Below are 18,597 nucleotides of genomic sequence, written 5' to 3'. Positions count from 1 at the left end.
AAATCGTCACGAGATCCTCTGCTTCAACCGGCAGGTCAGCAGTCTTCCGGATGGAACGCCCCAAAGAGGATTCAATCCCAAAAGATCTATGTGACTACTTCGTTACGCCGTCGTGACCGTGCGGAGCGTGACGGATCTCATGGACCGTTCCCCAGCTCTAGAATGAAATTCTGTAGAATTCGTTCTAGGATGATGTCCCATGTCGATCGACGTGACGTCCGAAGCCACCCACGCGGCGCTCCTCGCCTTGGCCGCACAGACCCGTGAGTTGATGGACGCCGTGCTCGCGACCGGTGCCGACGACGACGAACTCGCCGCCGTCACCGAGGAACTGCGCGCCATCACCGCCCGCCTCGACGCCGCCCGGCGGCCCCCGGTGGAGTTCGGCGAGCCCCGGTGGCTCCTGGGCAACGCCGCCGTCGGAGCCGCCAACCCGTTCGCGCCCCCGATCGAGGTCGAGTACCCGCCCGGCGGCGGGGTCCGCGCCGAGCAGGTCTTCCGGCCGCTGCACGAGGGCCCGCCGGGGCTGGTGCACGGCGGGGTCAGCGCGATGGTCCTCGACCACCTGCTGGGCACGGCGGTCGGCGTGGCCGGGCGCGTCGGACTGACCGCCTCGCTCACCATGAGCTACCGCGCTCCCGTCCCGCTGGGGGTCCTCGTCGTGGCGACGGCGGAGTACACCCGTTCGGAGGGCCGCAAGTCCTGGGCGGAGGGCCGCATCGCCCTCCCCGACGGAACGGTCCTGGTGGAGGCCACCGGTCTCTTCATCACCCCGGGCTGGCTCCCGCAGGAGGCCTGACGGGGCGCAGGGCCGCCTGGCCGTCCGGTGTGGGAGTGGGCTGGGAGGACGAGGCGCAGGCGGGGCCGTCCACGGCCACCTCGCTGATCTGCGGCCCGTTCGCCGCCGCGGGTTCCGTCATCGCCACCAGGGTCAGGTGGGCGCGGTGGCCGCACGCCACCTGGCCGAGGTCGCGGCGGGCCCGGCTGGTGTAGTCGGTGCCGCCGGACAGGGTGCGGCTCTCGCCGGCGACCTCGCGCGACACGCCGCCGTCGTCGCGTCGCAGGTACGACAGCCGCAGGCGGACGGTGCCCGGACCGTCGGCGGTGACCCGGACCGAGCCCGTGGAGCCGTCCCAGGACAGGATGCCGATCCCTGTCACGGCGGTGTTCCCGCGGGGCGGCGGGGAGGCGGGGGCTCTGGAGGTCGTGGGGGCGACGCTGGGCCGCGTGGTCGGATCGGGGCGCGGCCGGACGGGGGTGTCCGAGGAGGGAGGGCCGGTGGGGCGCTGGTCGGAGGCGCTCCGATCCGGGCCGGAGGCGGACGGGCCGGGGGACACCGTGCCGGAGGGGTCCGCCGACGGCGGGCCGGGGGACGTCGTGCCGGAGGGGTCCGGCGGCGGGTCCGTGGCGGGCGGGGGAACGTCCGCGGTGGTCTCCGGGGGCATCAGCGCCGTGGCCGGCCCCGGGGGTAACGTCCCGCCGGACGCCAGCAGCGAGATCGCCACCGCCACCACGGTCGCCACCGCCAGCCACAGATAGGGCGGCAGCGCGGGCAGCGGACGCGGGACGGCGGCCCTGGGGGCGGGCTCGCGCTCGGTCCTGGCCAGCGGGAAGCGCAGCGCGAGCGCGGTCGCCGGCTCGGCCAGATGGCGGCGGCCCCGCTGCTCCCACTCCCTCCCGTAGCCGGCGACCGCGTCGCGCTCCAGCTCGGCGAGGAACTCCACGGCGGACGCGTACCGGAGAGCGGGGGCCTTGGCCAGCCCGTGCCGCAGCAGCCCGCGCAGCGCGTCCGGCACCACCTCCAGCGGCGGCGGCTCCACCAGGTGCTTGTCGCGCAGGGCCGCCAGGTCCTCGCCGCGGTACGGCGCGCGACCCCTGACGGCCTCGAACAGCACGCACGCCGCCGCGTACAGGTCGGCGAGCGGGCCCGCCTCGCCCCGCGTCCACAGCTCGGGAGCCATGTACGGCGGGCTGCCGGCGGGCACGCCGGGCTCCTCGGCGTGCGTCACGATGCCGAAGCCGGAGAGCTTGGCCGTCCCGTCGGCCTGCACGAGCAGGTTCTCCGGCCGCACGTCGCGGTGGGCCACGCCGCGCCCGTGCGCGGCCGCCAGCGCCTCCAGCGTGCTCTTGACCACGACGAGCGCCGCCTCCGGGCTGACCCGGACGTTCTCCCTGAGGATCTCCCGCAGCGACACCCCGTCGACGAGCTCCATCACGACCGCGGCCCGCCTGGGCGTCTCGACGTACTCGTACACCCTGACCACGTGCGGGTGGTCGATCTCCACCAGCTCGGCCGCGTCCTGCCGGTAGCGGGTCATGAAGTCGTCGTCCCTGCGCAGGGTCGCGTTGAGGTACTTGATCGCGACGTACGCGCCGGTCTCCTGGTACGTGGCCAGGAAGACCCGGCCGGTGCGCCCGCTGTCAAGCTGGCGTACATCGCGGTAACCAGGGACCACGTCCAACCCCTCCGAAACGGCAGCCGATCTGTTTCCGACCGTCTCACCGGAGGTCGCGATTGTCACGTGCGTGGACGGGTGGGGGGCCATCCCTCAATATCACAATATGTGCTGATAGAGTCACAGATTGTGACTAGACGAGTAGAAATCGGCTGGCCCACGCTGGGCACCGCCGTGATCGCCGAACTGGACGAACGGAACGCCGTCCTGGCCCAGAGCGTGTGGGACGCGTTGCCGTACCGGAGCCTGCAGGGGCATGCCCTGGTGGCAGGCCATCACCTCTACCACGTCGCCCCGGTCCACGGCCTGCTGCACGTGCAGGGCACGCACAAGGTGGACCGTCGCGAGGCGCCCGACGGCACGCTGTTCGCCTCCCGGCTGCAGCACCTCGGCATCAAGTACGGCGAGCTGACCGAGCCGATGCCCGCCGTGCCCATCGGCCAGGTGCTCCCGGAGCACCTCGACACGCTGGTCGAGTCGGGGCACGAGATCTGGGAGTCGGTCTATCGGACCAAGAAGGTCGTCATCGCCGAGGTCCGGCGGGCCGGCGAGCCGGGCGGCCACCGCCTGACCCGGCTGAGCGTCACCGACCCGCAGATCGACGCCCTGATCGGCGACGTGCACGCCGAGACCGAGCGCATCTGGCTGAGCCCGCCCGACGACCTGGCCGACATGCACGAGGGCCGCATCCCGTCGTGCGCGGGCAGCTTCGAGACGGTGCTCACCACGCTGGTGTTCGTCAACGGCGAGACCCGGCCGCTCGGCTACTCCTGCTTCACCGGGCTGGTCCGGGCCGCGTACGAGGAGATGCCCCTGGAGTCGCTGCGCCACATGGCGCAGCTGCTGGCCGCCACCCCCGCCGAGTTCCTCGGCTACTGCGGGCTCGGCAAGCTCCACGACTTCACCACGAGGGCGCTCGCCGGGCTGGACCGGATCGACAACCGCGACGACTTCGCCGCGCTCATGGCGCACCTGGCCCTGTACGTCAACTGCCTGGGCAGCTGGAACCTGCAGCTGTTCCCGTGGCAGCTCGGCGACCACCTGCGCCGCAAGGGGTCGCTCGAATGAGCGGCCGGGTCGTGGTCGTCGGCGGCGGCGTGATCGGCCTGTCCGTCGCCTACCACCTGGCCGAGGCCGGCGTCGGCACCGTGCTGCTGGAGCGCGGCACGCTCGGCTCCGGCGCGTCACGCGCCACGGCCGACGTGCTGCGGGCCTACTTCGCCGGCGACCCGGTCAGCTCCGCGCTGGCCGTGCGGAGCCTGGACGCCTACCGCGACTTCGCCACGCGGCCCGGCGCCCGGCTGCCGATGCGCCAGGTCGGCTACCTCGTGCTGTTCACCGACGCGGACCAGGTGGCGGCGTTCGAGGCCGACCTGCCCGCGCAGCGGGCCGTCGGGGTGGACGTCGAGCTGATCGACGCCCGCCGGGCCAGGCGGCTCAACCCGCTGATCGGCGGCGACCTGCCGCTGCTGGCCGCCGCCTGGTCGCCGCAGGCGTACGTGTCCGACACCGCGGCCATCGTCGACGGCTACGCGCAGGGCGCCAGGATGGCCGGGGTGCGCATCCGCACCGGCTGCCCGGCGCTCGCGGTCCACGACGGCCGGGTCGAGACGCCCGGCGGCACGATCACGGCCGACGCCGTGGTGTGCGCCGCCGGCGCCTGGTCGGCGCCGCTGGCCAGGTCGGCCGGGGTCGATCTGCCGCTGCCCGAGCCGGTCACCCAGGAGCTGCTGGTCACCGACCCGCTGGAAGCGCTGCCCGAGCTCCCGATCACCCTGGACGCCGCCAGCCGGCTGCTGGTGCGGCTGCGCGGCGACCGGCTGCTGATCGGCATGGGCTACCCGGACAACGACAGGGCCGCCTGGCGCGCCGGGGTCGCCGCCCAGCTCGCGGTCACGTACCCGAGCCTGAGCGGGGTCCGGCTGCACACGGCGGTCACCGGCGCGCGCGACGCCAGCCCGGACAGGACCGCGTTCATCGGCCACCGGCCGGGGCCGCCCGCGTTCCTGTACGCGGCCGGGTTCTCCGGGCACGGGCTGTGCAACGCGCCCGCCGCCGGCGAGCTGGTCCGCGACCTCTACCTGGGGCGCGAGCCGTGGCTCGACACGGCCACGCTCGCCGTCACGCGGGAAGGGGTGGGCTGAGCCATGGACGCCACGACGGACGCCACGACGGACGCCGATACGGGCGCCGATACGGGCGCGGGGGTCGAGTTCGTGCTCGACCCGGCCACCCTCGACGTGCACGCGGACTGCGAGCGGCTGCGGGAGCTGGGGCCGCTGGTCCGGGTGGAGATGGAGGGCGTGCGCGCCTGGGCCGCCACCCGGCACGCGACCCTGGCCGCGGTCCTCGCCCACCCGGACCTGTCCAGGGACATCGCCTACTGGGACCCGGCAGGCCGGGCCGCCGTCCGCGACGGCACCGCGGTGCGCCGGATCACCTTCGACACGTCCATGCTGAACGCCGAGGGGGAGGAGCACCGGCGGTTGCGCGGCCCGATGGCCCGCGTCTTCAACGCCCGCCGGGTCGAGGAACTGCGGCCGTGGGTGGCCAGGCTGGCCGCGGAGAGGGTGGACCACCTGGCCACGCTGCCGCCGGGGCCGGTGGACCTGCGCGAGCAGTTCGCCTACCCGATACCCAGGGACGTCATCACCGAGCTGATGGGCATCCCGCCGGCCATGCGGGCCCGGGTGCACGAGCTGACCGACGTGGCCGCCGGCGTCGGCGACACGCCGGTGGACGTCACCGAGGCGAGGAAGGTCCTGTACGGGATGGTCGCCGAGATCATCGAGGGCCTGCGCCGCACGCCGGGGCCCGGCCTGATCAGCGCGCTCGTCCAGGAGGGCGAGCTGACCGGGAAGGAGCTGCTGGACACGGTCGAGCTGGTGTTCATCGCCGGGCACGTGACGACCGTCAACCTGCTCACCAACGGCGCCCGCGCCCTGCTGCGCGAGCCCGCCCAGCTCGCCCTCGCGCTCGGGGGCGAGCTGGCGTGGAGCGCCGTGGTGGAGGAGACCATGCGGTGGGACTCGCCGATCGCGCACTTCCCGATGCGGTACGCGGTCCGCGACCTGGAGATCGAGGGGGTACGGGTGCGCAAGGGGGAGGCGGTGGTCGCCTGCTTCGCCTCGGCCGGCCGCGACCCGGAGCGGTACGGGGCGCGGGCCTGCCGGTTCGACGCGGTGGCGGAGCAGCCCGGTCACCTGTCGTTCGGGCACGGCCGGCACTTCTGCCTGGGGGCGCCGCTGGCCAGGCTGGAGGGCGAGGTGGCGCTGGCCGCCCTGTTCGAGGCCTTCCCGGACATGCGGCTCGCCTGGCCCGACGCGGGCACCCGCCCGCTCGGATCCGTGCTCGGCAACAGCACGCGCAGCCTGCCGGTCCTGCTCGGCGAGCGCCGCACCTGAGGAGAGCGGCCCGCTCAGCCCGCAACCGAGGACCGCCACCGGAAGAAGGGCGCCCGCTCCGCCACGGCGGAGCGGGCCGCCTCAGGCCAGGGCGGTGAGGAGTCCGATCGTCAGGGCGGTGCGTTCCGGGATGTGGCCGACGAGGACGTGCTCGTGCCGGGCGTGCGCGCCGTCGCCGACCGCGCCGATGCCGTCGAGCACCGGCCGGCCCAGCCCGGAGACGAAGTTGCCGTCGCTGGCGCCGCCCACCGCGGCCTCCTCCAGCGTCCAGCCCTGCCCGGCGGCCACCGCCTGGGCCTCCTTGAACAGGCGCTGCGACGGCGGGTTCGGCGTCATCGGCGGCCGGTTCCAGCCGCCGGTCACCGACACCGTCACCCGCGGGTCCGCGGCGTCGAGGCCGGCGAACAGCTCGTCGATCCTGGCCATCTCCGCGAAGTCGCTCACCCGTACGTCCACCCCGCACGTCGCCAGGCCGGCGGCCACGTTGCGGCCGGAGCCGCCGCTGATCAGGCCGACGTTCACGGTCGTGCCACGCTCAGGCGCGGCCCCGGCGGCGATGCGGGTGACCAGCTCGGCCAGCGCGTGGATGGCGCTCGCGCCCGCCGCCGGGTCGAGCCCGGCGTGCGCCTCCACGCCGGTCACCGTCACGTCGAACAGGCCCACCCCCTTGCGCGACGTCTTCAGCGCGCCCCGCAGCGACGCCTCGAACACGAGGGTGGCCAGCATCCCCTCGCTCGCGGCCTCGATGCGCGGCCGTGACGCCAGGCTGCCGATCTCCTCGTCACCGTTGAACAGGAACCGCACGCCCGGATGCGGCAGCCCCAGCGCACGCAGCCCGCGCACCGCCCAGATCGCCTGCACCAGCCCCGTCTTCATGTCGAACACGCCGGGCCCGGTCATCCGCCCGTCCTCGATCGCGAACGGCCAGGCCGCCAGCGTGCCCGCGGGCCACACCGTGTCGTAGTGGCCGAGCAGCAGCACCTCACCCGGCGCGGTGCCCGCGTACCGCAGCTCCAGCACGTCCCCGTACTGTCCGCCGTCGTGCAGGGTCTCGCCCGCGGGCGGGCCGAGCCGCTCGGCGGTCAGCTCGCGGACGGCGCGCAGCCCGCGGACGAGCGCGGGCTTGTCGTGGCTGGGGGTCTCCAGCTCGACCAGCGCCCTGATGTCGTCCAGCATCGCGGGCAGCGCCTGCCGGGACCACTCCTCGATCGACATGGGGTTCCTTCCTTCAGAGGTGAGACCATCCAAGCGTGAAAGTCACCATGCCCGGCATCACGGTCGCCGACCACGTGTTCACCGTCCCCCTCGACCACGCCGACCCCGGCGGCCGGACCATCCAGGTGTTCGCCCGGGAGATCCGCGACCCGGCCGTCACCGGCGACCTGCCGTGGGCGCTGTTCCTCCAGGGCGGCCCCGGCGGCAGCTCGCCCAGGCCCACCGGCCCCGGTCACTGGCGGCCGCTGCTGCGCACCCACCGCGTGCTCCTGCTCGACCAGCGCGGCACCGGCCGCAGCACCCCGGTCTCGCCCGTCGGCACGGACGAGGAACTGGCGGCTTACCTGCGGCACTTCCGCGCCGACGCGATCGTGGACGACTGCGAGCACATCAGGAAGGCGCTCGGCGTCGAGAAGTGGGAGACGTGGGGGCAGAGCTACGGCGGCTTCATCACCCTCACCTACCTGTCCAGGGCGCCGGAAGGGCTCAGGGCGTGCCACGTCACCGGCGGGCTGCCCGGCCTCGACGCCACCGCCGACGACGTCTACGCCCGCACCTACGAGCGGGTCCGCGCCAAGGTCCGCCGCCACCACCTCCGCTATCCCGGGGACGAGGCCGCGGCCCGGCGCGTCGCCGAGCACCTGGCCGGGGAGGAGGTGCTGCTGCCCGACGGCGACCGGCTGACCGTGGAGCGCTTCCGTACCCTCGGCATGAAGCTCGGCATGGGCGACGGCTCGGAGCGCCTCCACTGGCAGCTCGCGGAGGCCTGGGACGGCGACCGGCTCGCCGACCCGTTCCTGTACGAGGTCATGACGGAGACCGGGTTCGTCGGCAACCCGCTCTACGCCGTGCTGCAGGAGATCATCTACGCCCAGGGCGCCGCCACCCGCTGGGCGGCCGAGCGGTTGTTCCCCGCCGACTTCGGCACGTTCGGCATGTTCACCGGTGAGATGGTCTATCCCTGGATGTTCGACGCGATCCGGTCCCTGCGGCCGTTCAAGGGCGCCGCCGAGCTGCTCGCCGCCGCCGGCGACTGGCCGCCGCTCTACGACCTGGACCGGCTGGCCGCCAACGAGGTGCCGGTCGCCGCCGTCGTCTACCACGACGACATGTTCGTGGACGCCGGGCTGTCGCTGGAGACCGCCGGGAGGGTCGGCAACCTGCGCGTGTGGGTGACCAACGAGTTCGAGCACGACGGGTTCCGCGTCGCCGCGGATCAGATCGTGCCCCGGCTCATGCGGATGGTGATCGACCCCCGTTAGCCTCACGCAGCGGCAGCCGCACCTCGAACCAGGTCTCGCCCGGCACCGAACGCACCTTGATCTCGCCGCCGTGCCGCCCCGCCACGATCCGGTACGAGATGTCGAGCCCCAGCCCGGTGCCCTGGCCGACGGACTTGGTGGTGAAGAACGGCTCGAAGATCCGATCCTTGATCTCCTCCGGCACGCCGTGGCCGGTGTCGCCGATCTCCACGATCGCCTCGTCCTCGTCGTACGCGGTGCGGATGGTCAGCGTGCCCTCGTCGTCCATGGCGTCGAGGGCGTTGTGGATCAGGTTGGTCCACACCTGGTTGAGCTCGCCGCCGTAGCAGGGCACCGGCGGCAGCGTCCGGTCGTAGTCGGTGACCACGGTGATGCCCGGCGGCAGCTTGCCGCGGAAGATCGCGATCGTGCTGTCGAGCAGGTCGTGCAGGTCGAGCACCTGGAACGGGGCCCGGTCCATCTGGGAGTACTCCTTGGCCGAGCGGATCAGCGTGGTGATCCGCTCGGTGGCCTCGGTGACCTCGTTGAGCATCTGCGAGATCTCCACCGCCTCCGACAGCCAGCGCAGCGCCGCCGGCGCGTGCTCCGCGCCGGCCTCGCGCCGCACCTTGTCGAGGTGTTCGGTGCCGAACCCGGCGCTGACCAGGGCGGGAGCCAGGTCCCACGCGTCCTCGACGCCGAGCTCGTCCAGCGCGTCGCCCAGCTCGTCCTCGGCGTCGGAGATCTCCAGCGGGCTGCGGGAGGGCAGCTTGCCGACCGCCTCCATGCACGCCTCCTGCATCTCGATGAGCGCGCGCAGCCGCTCGGGCGGGATGCCGTTCTCGGCGAGCTGGGCCAGCTCCACCCGCGACGACCTGACCAGTGACCGCAGCTCGCTCACCGCGCGGACCGCGGCCGCCGCAGGGTTGTTCAGCTCGTGGGTGAGCCCGGCCGTGATGGTGCCGAGCGCGGTGAGCCGCTGCCGCCTGTCGATCATCTCGCGCTGCATGCGCCCGCCGGACTGCAGCCCGTCGAGCAGGTGCATCGCCATCGGGAACCACTCGGTCACGATGTAGGCGAACTTCTTGGCCGGGAGCACGAACAGCCGCGACGGCGCGGTGGCCCGCAGGGTGTGCTGGTAGGTCTGCGGCGCCCGGTCGCCCAGGTAGGCGGAGGTGGCGCCGCCGTAGACGCCGGGCTGCGAGGTGCGGGGCATGGCGACGGTGCCGGCGCTGACGGTCTCGGAGATCATCTGCACCTCGCCCTCCATCAGCACCACGAAGCAGTCGGCCGGCTCGCCCTGGCACACGACGTCCTCGTCCTGCTCGGCGGTCGTCATCCGGCCGCTGGTGGCGAGCTTGGTGAGCTGCTCGTCGGTCAGCCGCTCGAACAGGAAGAGCTTGCGCAGTTCGTCGATGTCGACTGTGTCTGTCACTGCTTCTCCAAATAGCGGTGTACGAGCGCGACGGCCATCGCGCCCTCCCCGACGGCGGAGGCCACCCTCTTGATCGACTCGGCGCGCACGTCACCGGCCGCGAGCACCCCCGGCACGTTCGTCTCCAGGAAGTAGGGCTGGCGGCGCAGCGTCCAGTTGCGCGGCCGCTGCCCGCCCTGCACCAGGTCGGGCCCGGTGAGCACGAACCCCTTCTCGTCACGCTCGACCGTGTCGTCCAGCCACGAGGTGTACGGCTGCGCGCCGATGAACACGAACAGCCACTGCGCGTCGACGACGCGCTCCTGGCCCCCGCTCGACAGGGTCAGGTGCTGCAGGTGCCCGTCGCCCTTGCCGCCGGTCACCCGCGTCTCCAGGTGGACCTCGATGTTGGGGACCGCCTGGATCTGCTCGATGAGGTAGTGGGACATGGACTTCTCCAGACCGTCACCTCTCACCAACAGATGCACGGTCCTGGCGAATCCCGACAGGTAGACGGCCGCCTGGCCGGCCGAGTTGGCGGCGCCCACGATGTAGACGTCCTGACCGCGGCACGACGGCGCCTCCGTCAGCGCCGCCCCGTAGAAGACGCCCCGGCCGACGAAGTCGTCCAGGCCGGGCGCGTCGAGGCGGCGGTAGGCGACGCCGGTGGCCAGGATGACCGCGTGCGCGGCGATCTCGCCGCCGTCCTCGAAGCCGACCACCCGCGCCTGCCCGCGCGGCTCCAGGCGGGTCACCCTGCGCGTGGTCAGCAGTTCGGCGCCGAACCGCAGCGCCTGCCTGCGGGCCCGGTCGGCGAGTTGCTGCCCGGACACCCCGTCGGGGAAGCCCAGGTAGTTCTCGATGCGCGAGCTCTGGCCCGCCTGCCCGCCCGAGGCGTGCGCCTCCACCAGCACCGTGCGCAGCCCTTCGGAGGCGCCGTAGACGGCCGCGCCCAGCCCGGCCGGGCCGCCGCCTACCACGATCAGGTCGTAGAAGTCGGTGGCCGGCGTGGTCGACAGGCCGACCGTCGAGGCCAGTGTGGACTGGTCGGGCGCCTGCAGCATCGACCCGTCGGCGGTGACCACCAGCGGCAGGTGGCAGTCGTCGCCGGCCGCCGCGACGAGCTGCGCGCCCTCCGGGTCCTCGGCCAGCATCCACTGGTAGGGCACGTGGTTGCGGGCCAGGAACTCACGCACCTTGTAGGACGGCCGGGACCAGCGGTCGCCCACCACCCGCAGCTCCGCCACCTCCACCCGGTCGGTGCGCTGCCAGGCGTCGAGCTGGCCGTCGATCACCGGGTAGAACTTCTCCTCGGGCGGGTCCCACGGCTTGAGCAGGTAGTGATCCAGGTCGACCACGTTGATGGCCTGGATCGCCGCGTCGGTGTCGGCGTAGGCCGTCAGCAGCACCCGCCGGGCGTACGGGTACATGTCCATCGCCGCTTCGAGGAACTCCACCCCGTTCATCTGTGGCATGCGGTAGTCGGCGAGGATGGCGCAGACCTCGTCACCCCGCAGCCGCATCTCACGGACCGCTTCCAGCCCCTGCACGGCCGTCTCGGCGCGGACGATCCTGTAGTGCTGCCCGTAACGGCGCCGGAGGTCGCGAGCGACGGCCCTCGACACCCCCGGGTCGTCGTCGACCGTCACGATGACCGGCTTGTCCATGCCCCTGCCTTCCATTTGTCCCCTATGTGCAGGATGCCTTCTTTCCCGCCCGTCGGGTCAAGCGATGACGCGGCTTTCGCCGCCGTCCACCAGCAGCGAGATCCCGTTGACGAACGAGGCGCGCTCGCTGGCGAGGAACGCCACCACGTCGCCGACCTCCTCGGCCCGGCCGACGCGCCCCAGCGGCACGTTCGCCCCCCGCTCCGCCAGCCCTTCCACGCCGCCGGACAGGTCACGCAGCCGGTCGGTGTCGATGGGCCCCGGCATCACGTTGTTGACCAGCACGCCGTCGCCGCCCACCTCGCGGGCGAGGGTGCGCACCATGCCGGCCACGGCCGAGCGGGTGGCGTTCGACAGGGCCAGCCCGTCGATGGCCTCCCTGGCCGACCTGCTGGTCACGGTGACGATCCGGCCCCAGCCGCGGGCGCGCATCTCCGGCAGCGCGGCCCGCATCAGCCGTACGGTGCCGAGCAGGTTGCGCTGCACCGCCACGTCCCATTCGGCCGCGGTCACGTCCACGAACCGGCCCGGGGGCGGCCCGCCCGCGTTGGCGACCAGGATGTCGATCGGCCCGAGGACGTCGCGCGTCTCGCGTACCAGCCGCTCGGCCGACTGCGGGTCCTCCACGTCGGCGAGCACGGCGTGCACCACCTTGCCGTACTCCTGCAGCTCCACCACCGCGTCGGCGAGGCGTTCCGGGTTGCGCGCGGCGACGCACACGTCACAGCCCTCCCGCGCGAGGCTCTTGGCGGCGGCGAGCCCGATGCCCGCGCTGCCGCCCGTGACGAGTGCGACCTTGCCTGAGATACCGAGATCCATGACTGGACTATAGAGCCGGACGGACTCTCACATCGGCGGGCGCACGCGGGTGAGTTTGTCCGGATTGAGCACTCCGTACATCGTGCGGACCCGGCCGTCGCGCACGTCCACCGCGAGCAGCTGCATGTGGTCGCCCAGCAGGCTCCAGAGCACGGGCTGGCCGTTGGCCGAGCCGATCGCGGCCCTGCCGTACGGGTAGCGCGTCCACAGCCCGGCCAGGAAGCGCACCACCTTGTCGCGGCCGACCACCGGGCGCAGCGCGGAGCGGACCTTGCCGCCGCCGTCGCCGTAGAACACCACGTCGTCGTGGAGCAGCTCCGCGAGCGCTTCCAGCTCGCCTTCCGCGGCCGCCGCGATGAACCGGTTGAACAGCTCGGCGTGCTCCTCCGGCGACGGCCGGAACCGGTCGCGCCCCTCGGCCAGCCGGCGGGTGGCGCGGTGGTGCAGCTGGCGCGCGTTCGCGACGGACACGCCGATGATCTCGCGGATCTGGTCGTACGGCAGCTCGAACGCCTCCCGCAGCACGAACACCGCGCGCTCGGGCGGCGACAGGCGCTCCATCATGTGCAGGGTCGCGAATGACACCGTGTCGCGCAGCTCGGCCGTGTCCATCGGCCCGGCGTCGCCGTCCGCGACCGGCTCGGGGAGCCACGGGCCGGTGTAGGCCTCCCGCTTCACCCGGGCCGAGCGCAACTGGTCGAGCGCCAGCCGCGACACCACGGTGATCAGGAACGCCCGCGGCTCACGCACGTCCTCCCGGTCCGTCGCCGACCAGCGCAACCACGCGTCCTGGACCACGTCCTCGGCGTCCCACATGCTGCCCAGCAGGCGGTAGGCCAGCCCGATCAGCATGGGACGGTAGGCCTCGAAGTCGTCCACCGTCATGCCGCGCAGCGTACCCGTCATGGACCGCCGCTCCTCCGCCGGGCGCATCCGCTTCGCCGGCGAGCGGAGCCGGATGTGGCGGGGCACCGGGTGGAAAACCCGGGGCGGGCGTGATGAGCTTGGCGGGTGGCACGCAATCTGATCCTGTCAGGAGGCCCGTTCCACGACTTCGACGCGACCTCGGCGGCGCTCGCCGAGGTGCTCGCGGAGGTGGGGGTCGAGTCGGAGGTCACCGAAGACATCGCCGGCGCGCTGAGCGAGCCGCCGGAGGTCCAGCTCATCACCGTCAACGCGCTGCGCTGGCAGATGGACCTCGACCGGTTCGCCGATCTGCGCGACCGGTGGCGCTTCACGCTCCCCGCCCAGGCCCGCACCACCCTGCTCGACCACCTGGAGCAGGGCGGCGGCCTGCTGTGCATGCACGCCGCGGCCATCTGCTTCGACGACTGGCAGGGCTGGCCGCGCGTCCTGGGAGGCTGCTGGGCCTGGCCCAAGTCCCACCACCCGCCGCTCGGCTGGACCGGCGTGCGCGTCCACGGCGGCCACCCGGTCGTGGAGGGCCTGCGCGACTTCGACGTCGTGGACGAGGTCTACAGCGACCTCGACCTGCTGCCCGACGTGCGGCCGCTGGCCTCGTCCAACGGCCAGCCGCTCATGTGGGCCCGCCCGGTCCGGCGCGGCCGGGTCTTCTACGACGCGCTGGGCCACGACACCCGCGCCTACGACAACGAGGTCCATCGGACACTGCTGCAACGTGCCGCGCTCTGGCTGCTGAAACGGCCGGTCACGGTCCGAGAGTCATGAACCCCATGGCTGAGCCAGGGGCTTGCAGCTCCTCGCCTCCGCTGGGTGCGGAAGATCAGGCCGCGTCCGGCTGCATGACGGCAGCCCAGCCAACGACGCCGCGCGAGGCGATGTTGCGGGCCGCGTTGACGTCGGCGTGCTCAGCGAAGCCGCACGACGTACAGGCGAAGGTTTCCTGGCTGGGCCGGTTGCGCCTGTCCACGCGCCCGCACGCCGAGCACCCTTGAGAGGTGTAGGCAGGGTTCACGTGAAGCAGGGCGACCCCGGCACGGGCCGCCTTGTAGGCGATGAAGCTCCCGAGTTGGTGGAAGCTCCACGAGTGCAGCGTGACCCGCTGGGGCTTGCGGAGCCGTACCCGGCCGCGGATCCCACTCAGGTCTTCGAGTGCGATTCCTCGCCCGGTGCGTGCAGCCTCGGTCACGATGCTTTTGGAGATGACGTGGTTGATGTCCCGCGCGAAGCGGGCTTCCGTGCGGAGGCGGCGCTTGAGCAGCCGCTTGGCGGATTTCGTTTGTTTGGCTTGGAGGCGACGGCGCAGGTCCCGGTTGCGGCGTCGGACTGCGTTCAGTGCCTTGCCGGAGTGGCGGACCGCGTCGGATGTGGTGGCGATGTTGGCGATCCCGAGGTCCACGCCGATGAACCCGTCCGGTTCGGTCAGGTCGGTGTCGGGGATGTCGCAGGTGGCGACGAGCAGCCATATGCCGTCCCGGCGGACCAGGTCGGACTCGCCCTTCCGGTAGGCGGCGAGCAGTCGCGCCTGTTCGTCGGAGCAGCCGAACCGGATGCCCTTCATCCGGCCATGGCTGGTCCAGATGGACACCGTCCGGCCCGCGATCTGCCACGACAGGCAGCGGTCGTCGAACGGCTGTGCCGCGTCCGGCCGAAATCCGATCGGCTTGGTGAGTGACTTACGCAGCTTCGCCTTCACCTGGGCGCACATCGTGGTGTAGGCGTCGGCGACCTTCTTGATGACGTGCTGGGCTGGTTGTGCCGACAGGCCCATGTCCTTCAGGTCGCCGTAGGTGTGCTTACGCAAATCGTAGTTCCGGAACATCTTGGTGTCCCACGCGAGGCGGGACACCTGGTTCGCGGCCTGGTTGCACAGGGCGAGCGTGCCCGCCAGCGCCGCCTCCTGGGCGGGTGTGGGGAATAGGCGCACCTGCACAACGAACTTCACGTCGTGAACTTTACCTTCGGAGATCGATGATCACTGCCCGAACGCCATTCCTCCCCAGGGCTGAAGCCCGGGGCTCCTGGCGAGAGTCTGCTGAAAACGTCACACCCGCCTGCGATCGTGGGCGGGTGAACCAACTCGTGGAACGCGTCGACGAACAGGACGATGTGCTCGGCGTGGCCGACCGCGCGGAGGCCGCCAGGCGGGGCTGGCTGCACCGCGTCGCCACCTCGATCTGCCGTGACGAGGAGGGCCGGATCCTCGTCTTCCGGCGCTCCGACCGTGCCGACCGCTTCCCCGGCTACTACGACGTGACGGTGGGCGGGGCCGTCACCCCAGGGGAGTCCTACGAGCAGGCGGCGGCCCGCGGGCTGGCCGAGCAGCTGGGCGCGCGGGTGCCGGTGCGGCCCGTGGTCAGGTTCCTGTGCCGGGGCGTGTCCGGCTCCTACTGGCTGGGGGTGCACGAGGCCGTCCTGGCGGGGGAGCCGCGGCCCGACCCCGAGCGGGTGCCGTGGCACGGGTGGATGAGCGAGGGCGAGCTGCGGCTGGCCGTCTGGCGCTGGCCGTTCACCCCCGACGGCCAGGACGCCTTCACCCGCTATCTCGCCCTAGCCCGCCGCTGACTCCTTCAGGAAGCCCGCGAGGGCCGCCGCCAGCTCGGCGGGCGCGTCCTCGGCCAGGTGGTGCCCGCCCTCCACGGCGTGGCCCCGCACGTCGTCCGCCCACGAGCGCCACACCCCGACCGGGTCGCCGTACAACTCCTCCATGTCGTCGCGGGTCGCCCAGAGCACCAGCACCGGGCAGCCGATCCTGCGGCCCGCCGCCCGGTCGGCGTCGTCGGCGGCGCGGTCCGGGCCGAGCCCGGCCCGGTAGTCCTCACACATCGCGTGCACGGTCGCGGGGTCGTGGATGGCGCGGCGATAGTCCTCGTACGCCTCCTCGCCCATCTGCTCGGGACCGGAGCCGTACCACGCGTCCGGGTCGGCGTTGATCACCCGCTCGGCGGGCTTGGCCGTCTGACCGAGGAAGAACCAGTGCCACCAGCGCGCCGCGAACTCCGCGTCGTAGCGGGCCAGCGCCTCGCCGATGGGGACCGCGTCCATGATCACCAGGTGCGTCACCGCGTCCGGGTGGTCGGCGGCCAGCCGGTGCGCCACGTAGGCGCCCCGGTCGTGGCCGGCCACGGCGAACCGGTCGTGGCCCAGCGCGCGCATGAGGGCGACCAGGTCCCGTGCCATGGCGCGCTTGGAGTAGGGCTCGTGGCCGGGGGTGGTCTGCGGCTTGGACGAGCGCCCGTACCCCCGCAGATCAGGACAGACCACCGTGTGGCGGGCGGCGAGCAGGGGAGCCGTCCGGTGCCAGGTGGCGTGCGTCCTGGGGTGGCCGTGCAGGAGCAGCAGCGGCGGCCCGTCGCCGCCGTGCCTGACGTACAGCTCCGCCTCGCCGGTGTCCACGCGGCTCTCCGCGAATCCGTCGAACATCCGGCCCGCTCTACCCGGCGGCGGGCCCGGGATGCGTCAGGGACAGCCCTGCCCACCCGGCACGTGGCCGGACGCGTCCTCCAGCCGGGTCAGCACGATGCGCTGGAGCGCGTCGACGAACCGCTCGCGCTCGCCGGGTTCGAGGTCGGAGAGCAGGTCGTCCTCGACCGCCCTGATCTCGGCGGAGGCGGCCTCGCAGGCCTCGCGGCCGGCGTCGGTCGGGTCGACCAGCCGCGCCCGCCGGTCGCGCGGGTCGGGGCGGCGGCGCACCAGGCCCGACGACTCCAGCTCGTCCAGGATGGCCACCAGCTTCGTCTTGTCCACCGGCACGGCGGCGGCCAGCGCGAGCTGGGTGCGCGCCGGGCCGCTCACGACCTCGACCAGGACCGTGTAGCCCCACAGGCTCATGCCGTGGCGGGCGGCGATCCGCTCCTCGATGCCGTGCAGGCCGATCTTGAGCCGGGCGGCCAGCCAGTGCAGGTCTCGCCGGAGCGGGCTGCCCATCTGACCACACATACCGCAAAGCGTATCAGCGGCAAATAATTTGCCTTTGAGACGATTTATGATTGCATCTATCTCGTACGCCAACGAATCGGTCCGAACGAGAGGAGCAGGCATGGACACCGGCCTGCGAGAGCGCGTCGTCCTGGTGACCGGAGGGTCGTCCGGCATCGGCGCCGCCACCGCCGTGGCCTTCGCCCGTGAAGGCGCGAAGGTCGCGATCACGTACCGGAAGGGGGAAGAGGCGGCCCGCGCGGTCGCGGCGGCGATCACGGAGGCGGGCGGCGAGCCGTTCGTCACCCCGATGGACCTGGAGGACCTGCCGTCGGCGCGGCGCGCCGTGGACGCCGTGCTGGCGCGCTGGGGGCGGGTGGACGTGCTCGTGGCCAACGCCGTCCGCTGGGGCGGCGACGCGCCCGACCCGACGGTCCGGTTCGAGGACGTGCCGGTCGAGGAGTGGCTGGCCATGGTCGGCGCCAACCTGGTGGGCGCCGCGGCCGCCGTGCGGGGCGTGCTGCCCGGCATGCGCGCCCGCGGCTGGGGGCGGATCGTGCTGATCTCCTCGGGTGTCGCGGAGGAGGGCCTGCCCGGTCCCGGTCCGTACGGGACCGCCAAGGCGGGGCTGCACGGGATGGCCCGCGCGCTGGCGTGGGAGGGCGGGCGCGACGGCATCCTGGTCAACGTGGTCGCGCCCGGCTTCACGCTGACCGAGAAGGCTTCCGGATTCCCCCGGAAGATCATCGACGAGCTGGCGGCCGGCGTGCCGACGCGGCGGCTGTCGGATCCGGAGGACGTGGCCAGGCTCGTGGTCTTCCTCGGCTCGGCGGCCAACGGCAACCTGACGGGCGAGCTGGTCCGCGAGGGGTCGTCGGCCGCCCGCGCGCCTCACGTGGGCTGATCGGGCCCCTCGGGCGTGAAGCGGCGGGCCGACTCCGACTCCTGTGCGAGGCGGCGCAGCGCCTCCAGTGCCCGCCCGTACAGGACCGTGCCGAGCACCAGCGCCTCGACGGCGGTGTCACGGTCGTCGCTCGCCGGGATGGCGTCGAGCTCCACCTCCCGCACCAGCCGCTCCGCCATCTCGGCGTACCTGCGGATGTCGTCGCCCATGCCGAGCCGGCGCATCCTGGCCATGGTCTGGGTCAGTTCGTTCCTGCCCGGGGCCTCGGCGTTCACCTGCCAGCCGAGGTCGGCGATGAGCGCGTCCACCTCGGCCTTCGCGGCCTCCCACTCGGGCGTCGGCTCCGGCTCGACCTGAGGGCTCAGCGCGTAGTGGGCGGTGCCCAGCATGTGGTGGAAGGGCAGCGACTCGTCCTCGATCGCGGCCACCACCTTCTTGACGGCCGCGATCGGCAGCCTGCCGACCTCCACCATGGCCCTGATCAGGCGGAGCCTGCGCAGGTGGGACTCGTCGTATTCGGCGCGGGTGGCGGCCACCTGCTCGCCCTGGTGGAGCAGCCCCTCGCGCAGGTAGTACTTGATCGTGGGTATGGCGACGCCGGACCTGGCGCTCAGCTCGGACATCCGCATCTGTTGGAT

The 18,597-nt window shown here is 72.7% G+C and carries 18 protein-coding genes; 8 read left to right on the top strand and 10 right to left on the bottom strand.

Annotated features, from left to right (window positions below):
- Nucleotides 1-199 precede the first annotated feature (199 nt).
- A complete protein-coding gene (locus FR742_RS27820) occupies nucleotides 200-799 on the top strand; it encodes a PaaI family thioesterase (protein ID WP_148033680.1) in 600 nt (199 codons plus the stop codon).
- On the opposite strand, the gene FR742_RS27815 is transcribed toward FR742_RS27820, so the two are convergent.
- Nucleotides 768-2,456, bottom strand: coding sequence for a serine/threonine-protein kinase (locus tag FR742_RS27815; RefSeq protein ID WP_187281335.1), 1,689 nt, complete (start codon nucleotides 2,454-2,456; stop codon nucleotides 768-770). The two genes, FR742_RS27820 and FR742_RS27815, sit on opposite strands and share 32 nt — an antisense overlap.
- 129 nt (nucleotides 2,457-2,585) lie before the next feature.
- Here FR742_RS27815 and FR742_RS27810 point away from each other — a divergent pair, with 129 nt between their 5' ends.
- Genes FR742_RS27810 through FR742_RS27800 form a run of 3 tightly spaced genes read left to right on the top strand, consistent with a single transcriptional unit; the run spans nucleotide 2,586 to nucleotide 5,860 of the window.
- Entirely contained in the window at nucleotides 2,586-3,524 is a 939-nt protein-coding gene (locus tag FR742_RS27810) for a hypothetical protein (RefSeq protein WP_261808774.1), read from the top strand.
- Nucleotides 3,521-4,600, top strand: coding sequence for an FAD-binding oxidoreductase (locus FR742_RS27805; protein WP_148033678.1), 1,080 nt, complete (start codon nucleotides 3,521-3,523; stop codon nucleotides 4,598-4,600). The genes FR742_RS27810 and FR742_RS27805 overlap by 4 nt, the downstream gene beginning before the upstream one ends.
- Before the next feature lie 3 nt (nucleotides 4,601-4,603).
- A complete protein-coding gene (locus tag FR742_RS27800; protein WP_148033677.1) occupies nucleotides 4,604-5,860 on the top strand; it encodes a cytochrome P450 in 1,257 nt (418 codons plus the stop codon).
- Between the two features lie 81 nt (nucleotides 5,861-5,941).
- Here FR742_RS27800 and FR742_RS27795 read toward each other — a convergent pair whose 3' ends face one another.
- Nucleotides 5,942-7,075, bottom strand: coding sequence for a M20 family metallopeptidase (locus FR742_RS27795; RefSeq protein ID WP_148033676.1), 1,134 nt, complete (start codon nucleotides 7,073-7,075; stop codon nucleotides 5,942-5,944).
- Between the two features lie 35 nt (nucleotides 7,076-7,110).
- On the opposite strand from FR742_RS27795, the gene FR742_RS27790 reads away from it, so the two are divergent.
- The gene (locus tag FR742_RS27790; RefSeq protein WP_261808773.1) at nucleotides 7,111-8,337 is read left to right on the top strand and encodes an alpha/beta hydrolase; all 1,227 of its coding nucleotides are present in this window, start codon (nucleotides 7,111-7,113) and stop codon (nucleotides 8,335-8,337) included.
- Here FR742_RS27790 and FR742_RS27785 read toward each other — a convergent pair.
- Genes FR742_RS27785 through FR742_RS27770 form a run of 4 tightly spaced genes read right to left on the bottom strand, consistent with a single transcriptional unit; the run spans nucleotide 8,309 to nucleotide 13,122 of the window.
- On the bottom strand, nucleotides 8,309-9,751 hold the full coding sequence (locus FR742_RS27785) for an ATP-binding protein (protein WP_148033675.1): 1,443 nt from the start codon (nucleotides 9,749-9,751) through the stop codon (nucleotides 8,309-8,311). The two genes, FR742_RS27790 and FR742_RS27785, sit on opposite strands and share 29 nt — an antisense overlap.
- Complete coding sequence (locus FR742_RS27780) at nucleotides 9,748-11,397, bottom strand: FAD-dependent oxidoreductase (RefSeq protein ID WP_148033674.1); 1,650 nt, start codon at nucleotides 11,395-11,397, stop codon at nucleotides 9,748-9,750. The genes FR742_RS27785 and FR742_RS27780 overlap by 4 nt, the downstream gene beginning before the upstream one ends.
- A gap of 57 nt (nucleotides 11,398-11,454) precedes the next feature.
- Nucleotides 11,455-12,216: an SDR family NAD(P)-dependent oxidoreductase gene (locus FR742_RS27775; protein WP_148033673.1), complete on the bottom strand. Its 762-nt coding sequence runs from the start codon at nucleotides 12,214-12,216 to the stop codon at nucleotides 11,455-11,457.
- Nucleotides 12,217-12,243: 27 nt separating this feature from the next.
- Nucleotides 12,244-13,122, bottom strand: a complete 879-nt coding sequence (locus FR742_RS27770) for an RNA polymerase sigma-70 factor (protein WP_261808772.1) — start codon at nucleotides 13,120-13,122, stop codon at nucleotides 12,244-12,246.
- Nucleotides 13,123-13,227: 105 nt separating this feature from the next.
- Here FR742_RS27770 and FR742_RS27765 point away from each other — a divergent pair, with 105 nt between their 5' ends.
- Entirely contained in the window at nucleotides 13,228-13,905 is a 678-nt protein-coding gene (locus tag FR742_RS27765) for a ThuA domain-containing protein (protein WP_148033672.1), read from the top strand.
- A 55-nt stretch (nucleotides 13,906-13,960) separates the two neighbouring features.
- On the opposite strand, the gene FR742_RS27760 is transcribed toward FR742_RS27765, so the two are convergent.
- On the bottom strand, nucleotides 13,961-15,082 hold the full coding sequence (locus tag FR742_RS27760; RefSeq protein ID WP_148033671.1) for an RNA-guided endonuclease TnpB family protein: 1,122 nt from the start codon (nucleotides 15,080-15,082) through the stop codon (nucleotides 13,961-13,963).
- 125 nt (nucleotides 15,083-15,207) lie between these two features.
- Here FR742_RS27760 and FR742_RS27755 point away from each other — a divergent pair, with 125 nt between their 5' ends.
- Nucleotides 15,208-15,702, top strand: coding sequence for an NUDIX hydrolase (locus tag FR742_RS27755; protein WP_148033670.1), 495 nt, complete (start codon nucleotides 15,208-15,210; stop codon nucleotides 15,700-15,702).
- Here the strand turns inward: FR742_RS27755 and FR742_RS27750 are convergent.
- Both FR742_RS27750 and FR742_RS27745 read right to left on the bottom strand, forming a co-directional pair.
- A complete protein-coding gene (locus FR742_RS27750; RefSeq protein ID WP_148033669.1) occupies nucleotides 15,688-16,560 on the bottom strand; it encodes an alpha/beta hydrolase in 873 nt (290 codons plus the stop codon). The two genes, FR742_RS27755 and FR742_RS27750, sit on opposite strands and share 15 nt — an antisense overlap.
- A 36-nt stretch (nucleotides 16,561-16,596) precedes the next feature.
- Complete coding sequence (locus FR742_RS27745) at nucleotides 16,597-17,076, bottom strand: MarR family winged helix-turn-helix transcriptional regulator (RefSeq protein WP_148033668.1); 480 nt, start codon at nucleotides 17,074-17,076, stop codon at nucleotides 16,597-16,599.
- 100 nt (nucleotides 17,077-17,176) lie between these two features.
- Between FR742_RS27745 and FR742_RS27740 the strand changes: the two genes are divergently transcribed.
- Nucleotides 17,177-17,959, top strand: coding sequence for an SDR family NAD(P)-dependent oxidoreductase (locus FR742_RS27740; protein ID WP_148033667.1), 783 nt, complete (start codon nucleotides 17,177-17,179; stop codon nucleotides 17,957-17,959).
- Here the strand turns inward: FR742_RS27740 and FR742_RS27735 are convergent.
- Nucleotides 17,947-18,588, bottom strand: a complete 642-nt coding sequence (locus FR742_RS27735; RefSeq protein ID WP_148033666.1) for a MerR family transcriptional regulator — start codon at nucleotides 18,586-18,588, stop codon at nucleotides 17,947-17,949. The genes FR742_RS27740 and FR742_RS27735 overlap by 13 nt on opposite strands.
- Between the last annotated feature and the right edge of the window lie 9 nt (nucleotides 18,589-18,597).

Origin of the sequence: Nonomuraea sp. C10 (assembly GCF_008017515.1) — a bacterium.
GTDB lineage: Bacteria > Actinomycetota > Actinomycetes > Streptosporangiales > Streptosporangiaceae > Nonomuraea > Nonomuraea ferruginea.
This window is presented reverse-complemented; position numbering and strand designations above follow the sequence as displayed.

Coding starts and splice junctions, on each gene's coding strand:
- FR742_RS27770 (WP_261808772.1), bottom strand. CDS start 13,122: ATGACGGGTACGCTGCGCGGCATGACGGTGGACGACTTCGAGGCCTAC.
- FR742_RS27800 (WP_148033677.1), top strand. CDS start 4,604: ATGGACGCCACGACGGACGCCACGACGGACGCCGATACGGGCGCCGAT.
- FR742_RS27775 (WP_148033673.1), bottom strand. CDS start 12,216: ATGGATCTCGGTATCTCAGGCAAGGTCGCACTCGTCACGGGCGGCAGC.
- FR742_RS27780 (WP_148033674.1), bottom strand. CDS start 11,397: ATGGACAAGCCGGTCATCGTGACGGTCGACGACGACCCGGGGGTGTCG.
- FR742_RS27740 (WP_148033667.1), top strand. CDS start 17,177: ATGGACACCGGCCTGCGAGAGCGCGTCGTCCTGGTGACCGGAGGGTCG.
- FR742_RS27735 (WP_148033666.1), bottom strand. CDS start 18,588: ATGCGGATGTCCGAGCTGAGCGCCAGGTCCGGCGTCGCCATACCCACG.
- FR742_RS27745 (WP_148033668.1), bottom strand. CDS start 17,076: ATGTGTGGTCAGATGGGCAGCCCGCTCCGGCGAGACCTGCACTGGCTG.
- FR742_RS27750 (WP_148033669.1), bottom strand. CDS start 16,560: ATGTTCGACGGATTCGCGGAGAGCCGCGTGGACACCGGCGAGGCGGAG.
- FR742_RS27795 (WP_148033676.1), bottom strand. CDS start 7,075: ATGTCGATCGAGGAGTGGTCCCGGCAGGCGCTGCCCGCGATGCTGGAC.
- FR742_RS27820 (WP_148033680.1), top strand. CDS start 200: ATGTCGATCGACGTGACGTCCGAAGCCACCCACGCGGCGCTCCTCGCC.
- FR742_RS27805 (WP_148033678.1), top strand. CDS start 3,521: ATGAGCGGCCGGGTCGTGGTCGTCGGCGGCGGCGTGATCGGCCTGTCC.